Raw genomic sequence first — 12430 nt, forward strand, 5'->3', positions numbered from 1 at the left:
CACCTCCCTTCATTTAAAGGATAATTTGCAATTTGCAATGTTCAATTTGCAATTAAAAGATTAAAAGATTAAAAGATAAAACCATTAAACAATAAAAACCTAATACATATTTTAAAATATTTGTTTAATTAATCAAAGATTTTGCGTAGCAAAATCATCCTCAATTGCAAATTACCAATTGCAAATTACACATTGGTTTTTAAAATAGAATTTTCCAAGTCTCCGGTCCAACAATCCCATCAACCTTAAGCCCATGGTCTTGTTGATAGTGGAGTACCGCAAGATAAGTATCATCACCAAAATAGCCATCTACTCCGCATATTCCTATATCATAGCCAAACTCAACAAGCCTTTTTTGCACCAACCTTACATTCTCATCGTAATGATTTGAATTTATTCTTAATAGGTAGCCACAGTATGGCTTGGACCCTCCTGAAGTTTTTTTTAAAGTTACCTTGTTTTTGATAATATCTAAAGGAAATTTATTCCCTGGGCAACTAGTAGCTCTTAGCTCCTTATGTCCATATATAGTCTTTATGTTGTATTTATCCATCAAGCTGCAACATAGCTCACATAAAGCTTCTTGTTGCTTATCAGGCATAGTCTCTTCCACATAGTCACCTTCACAACAAATACCAATTGAATTAGTATTATGTCCCTTACAGTGGGAGCCAATCATATCATCAGTTCTGCCTCTGTAAATATCTCCGCCCTTTGTAATGAAATAATGATAACCACATCCTGCCCATCCTTTTGCTTGATGCCAAGAGTGAATATCCTGGATAGAGCAGCGGCTAATATCTGCATGATGTAACACCATGAATTTAGGCTTGTTTCCTCTACTAAAATTACCGTTAAACTTTAGATGTGTATCTATAATATTCAAATCTATCACCCCCTCTTTTTTTAAATATAATGTGCAATTTGCAGTGTTCAATTTGCAATTAAAACCCTTCTTTTCCAAAGATAATTTGCAATATTCAATTTGCAGTTTGCAATTAAACCATTAGAATCTAAAAATCTAAAGCATTAATGCCTTGAATACATATTTTAATAATGGATGATTTTCTTCTTTCATCTGTGAATCTTCTATATAATTAGAGATTTCCTGACTTAATGGAAGAAAATCATCCATAATTGTCCATTTCTCTTAAATCTTCTTTCACTTATATATATGTAGTTATTCAGAGTTTCCCAAAATAATTTTATTTTTTTAGGATATAAAAAAGAACGGTAAGAAAATCTCACCTTAATGGTAGATTTCTTACCGTTCTTTATCCTCAATAACAGCAGTAACTACTACTTTTAGCTCTGTAAGAACCTGAGTTAACTCCTCAATCTTCTTCTCAAAGCGAACAAGTAAAAAGATACTTACTCCGATTGGGAATCCCACTGTTGAAATCAAGTTAGCAAAATCTTGATACATAGGATCACCTCCTCTGGTACTGCAAATATTGCAGCAACTGCTATTCACTTATATATATGTAATTGGAGGATAGTTTACTGAATATTTTTAGGTTTTAGGGTAATAAAAAAGAACCTCGTTGTAGTGAAGTCCATTGATACTACTTAATAAAATTCTATAAAAAAGTATTAATTTACTTGTTTTTCTTATCCATTCCATAGCTGATATTATTTTGACTAATAATATCTTTAACGGATAACTTTATTTTAGGTAAGCATTCAACTATAGCATATTTAACCTCCAATTTTATAATCAAATAAAACATACCCAATACGATTAAAATCAAAATTAAATAGAACAATCCTGTTCCTATTAATTCTCCTATATCCATTAATCTTCCCCCTTAGTTTTCAAAAATCATTACAATAACTTACTAATTAAGACTATTTGCCTAATATATATATTAAATAAACTTAAATTTAGGCCATTGATTGTACCCTATATTAGGATTATTTGAACTATAGCACCGTATATACTCTACTTCTTTACGATTAACTTCTTTATCTGTAGCTGTTTCTGATTCCCATAAAATTTCTTTTTGAATTGTAAAACATTTTCTTTCTTCTCTTGTAAAGTCCTTCTCAATTAATTTGCTGTTTGCACTACCAAAATAATTAATACTGTCAGTTAAATCTTTACCAATATAAATTTTACCATTTGGATAAGTAATTTTGTAAATAATCTTCATATTTAATTTATACCTCCAAATTCAACAATGATAATGTTCCTACCTTTCTTACTGTTAAGTCACAATATAAGAATAATTCGTATTAAATAAATTTGAAAATTGGAATTTGTTTATTTTTCAAGTTTAAATATCGCATTATCTGTTAACTTAATTCTAAGTCTATCATCCGTAAGATTTACTTCTGATGATTCATCTTTCTGAAAAATAAGTTTATCACTATCTATTAAAAATACATACTTGTACTTTTCATCATTTGTTGTCATCGTTAGTATATTACCCTCTATTTTATAAGTTCCAATTGACAAATAACTACTAAGAAAATCATATGTGAACGAAATATCCTCACTAGAAATGGTAATTCTCGGTAATATACCTGTATCAGTTTCTGTTTGCTCCAAAACATAAGTTCCGTCCTTTACAGTGCTTGGAATATTGTTGGAATTACATCCTGTAGAAAATAATAATACTAATATCATAATCAAACTAACCCATATTCTTTTCATTTCTGATTATTCACCTCACTAAATTCAATTTGTATAGTTTTCTTCGTCATATTTTACTACTACGACATAAACTACAAAATCAATTTACCTAAATTATAAACAATATGGTTAATATTATCAACATAATCATCTTTTGTTAGAGAATATAGTTTCTTTTCATTGCTGGACTGATGGAAAGAATATATCATCATTAAATACTAATATATATATTATACATACCAATGATCTCTATATCCTATCCCCTCTCAATATCAAAAGAAATATTCCTTCTAGCAAGCAAATAAGCAACATAATAAATTCTACTTTTACGATAAGATACGCAGCTCCCATTAGAAATAAGTTCATCAAATAATTCATATACACCTTGTGGTCTAATATTTCTTGTTTCTCGCTCAATACATTATCAGATTAATTATAATACCTATTCTTAAAAACCTACACAAAGAATAAAAGGAAAACAAATTAAAATATAGGCAGTTTTATGAAGAAAATAATTTTAATGATATAAAATATGATTTAATAATGACGTGGGAAAACGGAAAATATATTCATCCTGAGTATGGCAAATAAAAAAAACACTAAGCCTAAACCTAGTGTTTTCAATACTTTCAGTAAATGACGAGTAAGTCTATAAGCCGAGTTCTGTGTTAAATAGCCATCTATCTAGGCCTATTGTTGCCAATAAACTCAAGCGATCTTACCCGAAGACAGGACGGGCCGCCCCATGCGTCTTCCTATTTGATCTTGCTCCAAGTGGGGTTTACATAGCCGCAAAGTCACCAATGCGCTGGTGAGCTCTTACCTCACCTTTCCACCCTTACCATCCTAAGATGGCGGTATATCTCTGTTGCACTATCCTTAAAGTCACCTTCACTGGGAGTTACCCAGCACCCTGCCCTTTGGAGCTCGGACTTTCCTCTCCTGCACATAATGCAGCAGCGACTATCTGGCTTACTCGCAAGAATAATAGTATCACATTAACAGCATAAAATCAACTTTATTCTTGTGGAAATATTATCCTGCCACAATTATCACATCTCACAATTTCTTCACCTTTTGCTAACCTAGTCTTAGTAACGTAGGCTATTGCAACTTTACATCCACTGCAAATATCATTATTTACAAAAGCAATAGGTATTTTGTGACCATTTTTAACTTTTTTGTATTTTTGAATTATGTCTTCTGGAATTTCATTTAACAATTTCTCTATTTTAGTATTAGCCTTTTTTATTGCTTTTTTATCTTTACTTTGGATCATTAAAACCTCTTTTTTCAATTCATAAAATTCAGTCTTAAGCTTTGTCAAATCCTCTTCAATAAATTTAACTTTTATACTTACATCTTTCTCTTTTTCTAAATAATCATCCATCGAAGATAAATGTTCTTCAATTTGAATTTTCAATTTATCAACTTTATACTGAACATTATTGATTTTTTTCAGGTCACTTCCACACTCATTCATCAAAATAAATTCTTGGTTTTTTAAATTTTCCTCTAATTCTTCAATTATTTTTGAGATACTCTCATATTTAGCAGTATATTCTTTATCAACTAATTTACCATCATATAATGTCTGCAATAAATCATCATATCGTTTCTTTAAATTTTTTAACTTCTTTATTTCTTCACCTTGCATTTTTAAATTATCTTCACCTTTTTTTATAATTAAATAATTCTGATCTAATTCTATTAACTTAATAAACTCTCTTTTCATAAACTTTCCTCCATTCGTTTTTATTTCAATTAAATTTGCTTAACAAAAAAAATAGAAAGATATATACCTCTCTATTTATATTTATAAGGATCTACACTATTTTCTGAAATCAATACGCTATTGTTAAACCCTTTTTCATTTATTCTATTTTTAAGTTTACCTGCAAATAATTGCATTGCTGTCCATTCAGTACTAAAATGTCCTGCATCAATAATACACATACCCTCTTCCATAAAATCAGAAACAAAGTGATAAGTAGTATCTCCAGTAATTATACAATCTGCTCCCATATCTTTTGCCAACTGAAAATAATCCTGACCACTACCATTTATAACCGCAATTTTATTTATTTCTTTATTTTCATCTCCTGTATACCTCAATGTATTAATCTCTAAATCCTCTTTAACTTTCAAAATTAGTTTCTCAAATATTATAGGTGTGTCTAATACAGCCACTCTTCCTATTCCTACCTTTTTCTCGTGGGCCAACTTTACTTTTGAATACTCCATTATTTGAGTGTTTTCTAATCCTAAAATACTCATTAACAAATCATTCAATCCATTATGTGTTGAATCAAGATTTGTATGACTCGAATATAAGTTAATATTATTTTTTATAAGCTTGATTATTTTACTTCCCTTTACTGAATTCATTGTTATATTTTGGGGTTTAACAAATAAAAGAGGGTGATGAGTAACTATAGTATTGCAACTTTTAGCTATTGCCTCATCAATAACATTCATAGTACAATCCAGAGCTATAAGAATATTATTAATTTGCTGACCATTATCTCCTACCATCAGGCCTACATTATCATAATCTTCTTTGTAAATATTCGGAGCAAACTCTTGCATAATATTATCTAAATCTTTTATTTTTAAAGACATTTCAACAGTTCCTCCCCTTCAAATATTAATTTTGATAATTTGTCTTTTTTATCATTTGCTAATTGTCCATCGTCCTTTATATATTGCAAAATCTTTTTCCAAGAATTTATTTTAAAAATAATATACTCTTTAATTAAAGGATGATTTTTCTCAATAAGCTTTTCACTAAATATATAATTTATTTCCTTCTTCTTAGTTGGGTTGTTATCATATTTAACCTTAATAATCTCATAGTATTTGCCTTCATCATAACACAAATCTTCATCTATAATGGTAAACCCTTTTTCGTAAAAATATTTTCTTAAAACATCTGGATTTTGCACTGGTTGGACTATCGCATATTTAAAATCTGTAAAAATATCTTTTTCTTCTTCAATTATATCACGAATAAGATTCCCTCCCATTCCTGCAATTACTGCTACGTCTACTTCGCCAATTTCTAATACTTGCAGTCCAGAACCTAATCTACATTCTATCTTACCTTCTACTTTATTTGATTTTATATTATTCCGAGCTCTTAAAACTGGGCCCTTATTAATGTCCGCTGCAATAGCCTTATTACAAATTTTATTTTCAATCAAATATATTGGCAAATAAGCATGGTCAGTACCTATATCTGCAACGACTTCACACTCATTAATATTTCTAGCTATTGCTTTAAGTCTTTTACTTAAATTCATATTTTATCTCCTACAAAATTTAACAAAATAATAAATTGCAGTATGAAAAAGGTAAAGGAAATAATTAGCGATGCATATAAATACATATAAGCAGTCTTTTCATCATATTTAACATGACTATATGCTGCAAAATACATACATAATAATATACCCATATTTATTATCCCATATATCAATTGCTTAAAAGCAAATTTTTCACCTGTTCCAAATGCAATGACTTCAAGTTTACTATTTATGGAAAGAGGCATTTCTGATGGTAATAACTTTAAAAAATCTAAAATTAATGGTGTAAAAGTAAATATTACAATTATAATACCAATAAGAGCTACCAATAATGTGATTTCCTTTTTATCATGGAAATTTGTAGTGTCATTATTTATATATTCCCATTTTTCATTTCGTACATTTTGTTTTTTTAATACCTCCTCAATTTTTCCAATTTCCATAGGAGATATTGCAAAATTAATATCTTTGGTTTTTAAATAAATAATCTTATGACAGGTTGTAAACATCCTTGTTGTCCCAATTTCTTCTATAACCATTCTTCCAAGTGCAAATTTTTTACTCCCAATTCCATAAAGCCTAACACCATTTATTGGTCTATCATCAACAAAATAAGCTTGAACATCCTCAATAGGTATTTTTATTTTTCTAATTGAAAAAATACCCTCTATTATAATCAAATCGTTTTTTATTACTATTTTTAATGAAATTAATAATAGTAAACTATATATCAAATAAAGATTATATACTATTTGAAATATATTAGCTAGCCAAACTATTTCATATATATTTATGTATTTAGTAAAAAAGGAAAAAATAATATTAGTTAAAACAAGATAACCTAATATATGTAAAACTCCATGTAATTTATAACACTTATAAGTCGACATAATTTCACCCCATAGAAGTATTATAGCATAAAAAAAGAGCAAAGTTAATCTTCGCTCTTATTAATTATATTATATTCTAATTCAAATAGTCTTTTAACTTTTTGCTTCTACTTGGATGTCTTAATTTTCTTAAGGCTTTTGCTTCTATTTGTCTTATTCTTTCTCTAGTAACATTAAATTCCTTTCCTACTTCCTCTAATGTCCTAGCTCTACCATCATCCAACCCAAATCTTAATCTTAATACTTTCTCTTCTCTTGGAGTTAAAGTATCTAATACATTAATTAATTGTTCTTTCAGCATAGTAAATGCTGCCGCCTCAGCCGGTGCTGGGGATTCATCATCGGGTATAAAATCCCCTAGATGACTATCTTCTTCTTCTCCTATAGGCGTTTCTAATGAAACCGGTTCTTGAGCTATCTTCGTAATTTCTCTTACTTTTTCAACTGACATTTCCATTTCCTTAGCAATTTCCTCTGGCAAAGGTTCCCTTCCCAATTCTTGTAATAACTGCCTTGACACTCTTATTAATTTATTAATAGTCTCGACCATATGAACTGGGATTCTTATAGTTCTAGCCTGGTCAGCAATTGCCCTAGTTATAGCTTGCCTAATCCACCATGTAGCATAAGTACTAAATTTATATCCTTTTCTATAATCAAATTTTTCAACAGCTTTAATAAGTCCTAAGTTTCCCTCTTGAATTAAATCTAAAAATAACATTCCTCTACCAACATATCGTTTAGCAATACTTACAACTAGTCGTAAATTAGCTTCGGCAAGTTTCTTTCTAGCAAGTTCGTCTCCTTCTTCTATTCTCATTGCAAGGTCAACTTCCTCTTGCGATGTTAACAAAGGCACTTTACCAATTTCTTTTAAATACATTCTAACAGGGTCATCTATCGAAATACCAGCTGGCACAGATAAATCAATAGTCTTTTCTTTTCCTTTTTCATCATCATCATCATTGTCATTATCATCTTCTAAATCTTTAGCATCTCCAATAACTTCGATGTTCATAGAGTCTAAGACTTCATAAATAGCTTCAATTTGCTTTGGGGATAAATCAACAGTATCAAGTTCATCCATAATTTCTTTGTAAGTTAAAGACCCACTTTTATTAGCTTTATTCATAAGATTTTTTACGATCTTCATTTTATTTTCTTTTGAAAATTCAATCACTTCATTCAAAGAGTCATCTTGTTTTGACACATTTTTCTTATTATCAACAGCCATTCATTTACCTCCTTTCATTCTTATCTAGTTGAGTAATTCTTTTCTGTATTTCCTCAAGTTGTTTAACTAATTCTAAGGATTCATCAAACAAACCTTCTTTTTCAAGTTTTTTAATTTGATTCATAATAATTTTCTTTGACTCCTCTATTTTAAATTTTTTAATTTCATATATATAGTCTTTTAAGACATTATTATAATCATCTTCAGCTATAATCAAATTACATTCTTGTATAAGTGCCCATTCTTTTATTTCATCCTCAATTATACAATTAGCTTCAATATGCTTTAACAGTTCTTTTCTATCTTTATTAGAATTATTACAAATAAGATTATATATCTTTTTATGACTTTCTAGTATTAAATCATTATCACTTAAAAGTCCATAAATTGATGTAGCATAATTTAAATTGTCAATTAAAAACTTAAGTAATTGTCTCTCTACTTTAATACAAGTAGGTTCTACATGTAATTTTCGTCCAAAATCAATAGAATTATTCGTATTTTCTCGATTTTTATTAGTTATGCTTCGTTTTCCTTTAATTAATTCATAAATTGCTTCTTCCCTAACTTCAATTTCTTCAGAAATTCTCTTAATATATATATTCTGTTCAACTGGATTCAAAGGCAAAATTATCTCTGCTACTTTATTTATATATTTTATAATGCTATTATTATCTTTCAAATCTACATCTCTTGCTAATTTTTTTATTTTATATTCAACCAGAGGTAATGCATGGGTAATTAAATCAATAAATTCTTCTTTACCATGATTTCCAATAAACTCATCGGGATCTTTCCCATCTGGAATATCAAGCACACGGATATCAAAACTTTCTTTTCCTAATATAGAGAGCCCTCTCATCGCAGCATTTTGACCTGCCAAATCAGCATCAAAAGAAATAATAACTTTTTCATAATATCTTTTTAATAATTTTGCTTGGTTTTGCGTTAATGCAGTACCAAGTGAAGCAACAACATTTGTAATTCCATGCTGACTCAATGAAATACAATCCATATATCCTTCTACCATTATTACTGATTTGTTACTATTGTCTCTATCTTTTAATGCAAAGTTTAATCCATACAAATTAGTCCCTTTTTTAAAGGCGATTGTCTCGGGAGAATTAAGGTACTTAGGTTTAGAATCATCTAAAACTCTTCCGCCAAAGCCTATGACTTTTCCCTTATAATCAAATACTGGATATATAATTCTATTTCTAAATCGGTCATAAAGAGAATCATTTTTACCTTTAGAAAGTAATCCCGCTTTCACCATATCAAGGTCAGAATATCCTTTAGTTTTTAAATGTTTATGTAAATTATTCCATCCGGCCAAAGCATATCCTATACCATATTTATTTATTACTTTTGGAGACAAACCTCTTTTACTTAAATAATGAAGTGCCTGCTTGTTTTTTCTTAGGTTCGAAAAATAATATTTAGCTGCATCAACGTTAATTTTATAAATATTGTCAATTTCTTTCATTCTTATATCATTTTTCTCATTGTGTGGCAGCACATCTATCTTTGCTCTTTCAGCTAAAAACTTAATCGCTTCTTGAAAATTCAGACTATATATCTTCATTACAAATGAAATTACATTTCCAGCTTCACCGCATCCAAAACATTTAAATATTTGCTTATCTTTTGAAACACTAAAAGAAGGTGATTTTTCATTATGAAAAGGGCATAACCCAAAATAATTTGCACCTGATTTCTTTAATCTTACTTTTTCCGAAATCACATCAACTATATCATTTTCATCTTTTACTCTTTGAATAATTTCTTCACTAAACAAAAAAGTTTTCTCACCTACAATTTTTTTATATTTTTATTATCAGACCATATAATTATGTTTTTAAAAATATACTTTACCTTAATTTTTGCCGACTCTTAAGATTATTCGACAAATTAATTAAATATCCTTTAAAAATTTTGAAATTTTTTATACTTACTTGTATATATATATATTCTTTAAAACAATAAAATTTCCTTTATTTTTTTTATTTTAATATACTTCCTAATATATCTTTCCTTTATTTTGTAATTTTATTCTTTTCTTAGTATATAACTAATTTAGGAACATAACATTCATTGAAAAGGTGAAGACAGTAGTCATCACTCATTCCCGATATATAATCAGTAACACCCACATATAATCCTTCTTTTTGAACTATATTTTGATAAAAGATCGGCATTTTTTCAGGATGCTTTATAAAATATTCAAATACTCTTTCTAAAACAAATTTAGCTTTTAATCTTTCTTCCTTTAAAATATGGCCTTTATATATTTTTTTAAACATAAATGATCTTAATTCTACAAGTGCACAATTTATCTCTTCACTAAGAGAAACTTCAATTATATTTTTTTCAAAATTAGATATCGTATTATATATACAATCTTTTACTAGTGTATTTATTCTTTCTCCATGAGTATTTCCTAAAATAAACATTAACTCTTTTGGTAAATCCTCTTGTTTCAGCAATCCAGCTCTTATCGAATCATCAATATCATGATTAACATAGGCTATTTTATCACTGTATCTAACTACTTGCCCTTCTAACGTAAAGGCTTTTGTGTTATTGTGAGAAAATCCACTATGATGCTCTATCCCATCAAGCACCTCTTTTGTAAGATTAAGTCCTCTTCCATTTTTCTCTATCTTAGTTAAAACTCTTACACTATTAATATTATGTTTAAAGCCTCCTGGCATTAATGTATTTAAAACTTCTTCTCCATTGTGTGCAAAGGGTACATGCCCAATATCATGTCCAAGTGCAATGGCCTCAATTAAATCTTCATTTAATCCAATTCCTTTACCTATAGTCTTTCCTATCTGTGAAACTTCCAATGTATGAGTAAGTCTTGTTCGATAATGGTCACCCCAAGTTTTAATATACACTTGAGTTTTATGTTTTAATCTTCTAAACGATTTACTATGTATAATTCTATCTCTGTCAAGCATAAAATCAGTCCTGATTTCATCTTTTTCTTCTTCTACTTCTCTACCTTTAGATTCACATGCAAAAGATGCATATTTACATAATGTTTTTCTTTCATTCTCTTCCATATTATCTCTGACAGATTTCATTAACTTCCTCCTCAAATAGATTACTATACCTATATTATTTCTATAAAAAATAATAAAATCCTTTATGGAATAGATGTATATTATAAACCACCTATTAATATGATTATATTAAGGAGTTTAAAGGGGGGTTACTATGGATAACGATCAACATCCTATTAACGATATTTTTGCTGAGGAGAATATTAGAAATAATGTACTCCCTCATTTTAATTTAGAAAAATCTGAAATTTTTAAAGTAAAATTCAAAAACACTGACAAACAAAGGGCCGTTTATAAGGTAATTCATAAAGACAATACTTATTGTCTTAAAAAAGTATATTTTGATAAAAAAGACTTACTTTTCGTATACTCTGCAATCGAATGGCTTTATAGATACGATATTCATGTACCTAGAATTCTACCATCAAAAAATAAAAATAAATTTGCTACCTACAATGATATGCTATTTATTTTAACACCTTGGATTGAAGGAGAGAAATGTGAATATGACAATATTGATAATGTAAAAAAAGCTTGTTTAAACCTAGGCTTATTACATAATGCAAGTTCATCTTTTTATCCTATTGAAGGTAGTTCAAATAGAGTAGGCTATAATAATTTATATGCTTCAGTAAATACACATTTTGATAGATTAATTTTAAATTCTAAATTAGCTTTTAAATATAAAGATTCTTTTTCAAAATTATATCTAGAGTATTTTAGTCAAGCAATAAGTTTAGCTAAAAAATCATGTTTATCATTATCTTCCGTTAATGAAAATAATTTAAATACTTCTCTATGCCATATGGATTATGTAAATAAGAATATTATATTTGATAATTATAATGATATTTGGGTTATTGATTTTGATAAATGTAGAATGGATTTTTCTGTACATGACCTCTCCTATTTTTATAGAAGATATTTAAAAAGAGAAGGAACTAATTGGAATTTTAAATCATTTAAAGAAACTATTATTGAATACGAAACGATAAGAGAACTATCTCTTGACGAATTTAAATATCTATTAGGTTATCTTGCTTTTCCACAAAAGTATTGGAAAATTTCAAGAGATTATTATAGAAATATAAGATATTGTAACAAGAAAGCTTTTATTACTATAATTAATAAGTCTATATCTACCATTGATGATCACATCAACTTTATAAACGATATGAGGAATTATATAGAAAAAAGATTTCAAACAACCTTGAATATTTAAAGGGGCTGTCTCAGAATAAATTCTGAGATACCCCTTTTTTATTATATTTTTCTTTCGTAACATACTAAAATTT

13 protein-coding genes and 1 other RNA gene are annotated in these 12430 nt (G+C 28.3%); 1 reads left to right on the forward strand and 13 read right to left on the reverse strand.

Going from position 1 to position 12430, the window contains the following annotated elements; translation table 11 throughout:
- Positions 1 to 199: 199 nt before the first annotated feature.
- The 13 genes from ACVHXK_RS17945 to ACVHXK_RS18005 all read right to left on the reverse strand — a co-directional run bounded on the left by ACVHXK_RS17945 (position 200) and on the right by ACVHXK_RS18005 (position 11156).
- Positions 200 to 895 (reverse strand): peptidoglycan recognition protein family protein, encoded by a 696-nt coding sequence (locus ACVHXK_RS17945; protein WP_461207784.1) that lies wholly within the window; start codon positions 893 to 895, stop codon positions 200 to 202.
- 369 nt (positions 896 to 1264) lie between these two features.
- Complete coding sequence (locus tag ACVHXK_RS17950) at positions 1265 to 1426, reverse strand: YvrJ family protein (RefSeq protein WP_461206409.1); 162 nt, start codon at positions 1424 to 1426, stop codon at positions 1265 to 1267.
- A 172-nt stretch (positions 1427 to 1598) separates the two neighbouring features.
- Positions 1599 to 1796, reverse strand: a complete 198-nt coding sequence (locus ACVHXK_RS17955) for a hypothetical protein (RefSeq protein WP_461207785.1) — start codon at positions 1794 to 1796, stop codon at positions 1599 to 1601.
- Between the two features lie 72 nt (positions 1797 to 1868).
- Complete coding sequence (locus ACVHXK_RS17960) at positions 1869 to 2153, reverse strand: GIY-YIG nuclease family protein (protein ID WP_461207786.1); 285 nt, start codon at positions 2151 to 2153, stop codon at positions 1869 to 1871.
- A gap of 110 nt (positions 2154 to 2263) precedes the next feature.
- Positions 2264 to 2656 carry a hypothetical protein gene (locus tag ACVHXK_RS17965; protein ID WP_461207787.1) on the reverse strand — a complete coding sequence of 131 codons (393 nt, stop codon included), beginning with the start codon at positions 2654 to 2656 and terminating at the stop codon, positions 2264 to 2266.
- A gap of 615 nt (positions 2657 to 3271) precedes the next feature.
- An RNA gene (gene rnpB, locus ACVHXK_RS17970) (RNase P RNA component class A) lies at positions 3272 to 3614 on the reverse strand.
- Positions 3615 to 3653: 39 nt separating this feature from the next.
- On the reverse strand, positions 3654 to 4370 hold the full coding sequence (locus ACVHXK_RS17975; RefSeq protein ID WP_461207788.1) for a zinc ribbon domain-containing protein: 717 nt from the start codon (positions 4368 to 4370) through the stop codon (positions 3654 to 3656).
- A 71-nt stretch (positions 4371 to 4441) separates the two neighbouring features.
- On the reverse strand, positions 4442 to 5257 hold the full coding sequence (locus ACVHXK_RS17980) for a Nif3-like dinuclear metal center hexameric protein (RefSeq protein ID WP_461207789.1): 816 nt from the start codon (positions 5255 to 5257) through the stop codon (positions 4442 to 4444).
- The gene (locus ACVHXK_RS17985) at positions 5248 to 5937 is read right to left on the reverse strand and encodes a tRNA (adenine(22)-N(1))-methyltransferase (protein WP_461207790.1); all 690 of its coding nucleotides are present in this window, start codon (positions 5935 to 5937) and stop codon (positions 5248 to 5250) included. Before ACVHXK_RS17985 ends, ACVHXK_RS17980 begins: the two co-directional genes overlap by 10 nt.
- Positions 5934 to 6830 carry a PH domain-containing protein gene (locus ACVHXK_RS17990; RefSeq protein WP_461207791.1) on the reverse strand — a complete coding sequence of 299 codons (897 nt, stop codon included), beginning with the start codon at positions 6828 to 6830 and terminating at the stop codon, positions 5934 to 5936. The genes ACVHXK_RS17985 and ACVHXK_RS17990 overlap by 4 nt, the downstream gene beginning before the upstream one ends.
- A 76-nt stretch (positions 6831 to 6906) precedes the next feature.
- Positions 6907 to 8064 carry an RNA polymerase sigma factor RpoD gene (rpoD, locus tag ACVHXK_RS17995; protein ID WP_461207792.1) on the reverse strand — a complete coding sequence of 386 codons (1158 nt, stop codon included), beginning with the start codon at positions 8062 to 8064 and terminating at the stop codon, positions 6907 to 6909.
- 4 nt (positions 8065 to 8068) lie between these two features.
- Positions 8069 to 9862 carry a DNA primase gene (dnaG, locus tag ACVHXK_RS18000; protein WP_461207793.1) on the reverse strand — a complete coding sequence of 598 codons (1794 nt, stop codon included), beginning with the start codon at positions 9860 to 9862 and terminating at the stop codon, positions 8069 to 8071.
- A gap of 262 nt (positions 9863 to 10124) precedes the next feature.
- Complete coding sequence (locus ACVHXK_RS18005; protein WP_461207794.1) at positions 10125 to 11156, reverse strand: deoxyguanosinetriphosphate triphosphohydrolase; 1032 nt, start codon at positions 11154 to 11156, stop codon at positions 10125 to 10127.
- A 133-nt stretch (positions 11157 to 11289) separates the two neighbouring features.
- On the opposite strand from ACVHXK_RS18005, the gene ACVHXK_RS18010 reads away from it, so the two are divergent.
- Complete coding sequence (locus tag ACVHXK_RS18010; RefSeq protein WP_461207795.1) at positions 11290 to 12357, forward strand: CotS family spore coat protein; 1068 nt, start codon at positions 11290 to 11292, stop codon at positions 12355 to 12357.
- The last annotated feature ends 73 nt before the right edge of the window (positions 12358 to 12430 follow it).

This window comes from Clostridium sp. DL1XJH146, assembly GCF_054819755.1.

What these genes read in the sequence shown, in the direction of transcription:
- ACVHXK_RS18010 (WP_461207795.1), top strand. Translation starts at nt 11,290, where the DNA reads ATGGATAACGATCAACATCCTATTAACGATATTTTTGCTGAGGAGAAT.
- ACVHXK_RS17990 (WP_461207791.1), bottom strand. Translation starts at nt 6,830, where the DNA reads ATGTCGACTTATAAGTGTTATAAATTACATGGAGTTTTACATATATTA.
- rpoD (WP_461207792.1), bottom strand. Translation starts at nt 8,064, where the DNA reads ATGGCTGTTGATAATAAGAAAAATGTGTCAAAACAAGATGACTCTTTG.
- ACVHXK_RS17950 (WP_461206409.1), bottom strand. Translation starts at nt 1,426, where the DNA reads ATGTATCAAGATTTTGCTAACTTGATTTCAACAGTGGGATTCCCAATC.
- ACVHXK_RS17985 (WP_461207790.1), bottom strand. Translation starts at nt 5,937, where the DNA reads ATGAATTTAAGTAAAAGACTTAAAGCAATAGCTAGAAATATTAATGAG.
- ACVHXK_RS17960 (WP_461207786.1), bottom strand. Translation starts at nt 2,153, where the DNA reads ATGAAGATTATTTACAAAATTACTTATCCAAATGGTAAAATTTATATT.
- ACVHXK_RS17955 (WP_461207785.1), bottom strand. Translation starts at nt 1,796, where the DNA reads ATGGATATAGGAGAATTAATAGGAACAGGATTGTTCTATTTAATTTTG.
- ACVHXK_RS18005 (WP_461207794.1), bottom strand. Translation starts at nt 11,156, where the DNA reads ATGAAATCTGTCAGAGATAATATGGAAGAGAATGAAAGAAAAACATTA.
- ACVHXK_RS17965 (WP_461207787.1), bottom strand. Translation starts at nt 2,656, where the DNA reads ATGAAAAGAATATGGGTTAGTTTGATTATGATATTAGTATTATTATTT.
- ACVHXK_RS17980 (WP_461207789.1), bottom strand. Translation starts at nt 5,257, where the DNA reads ATGTCTTTAAAAATAAAAGATTTAGATAATATTATGCAAGAGTTTGCT.
- ACVHXK_RS17975 (WP_461207788.1), bottom strand. Translation starts at nt 4,370, where the DNA reads ATGAAAAGAGAGTTTATTAAGTTAATAGAATTAGATCAGAATTATTTA.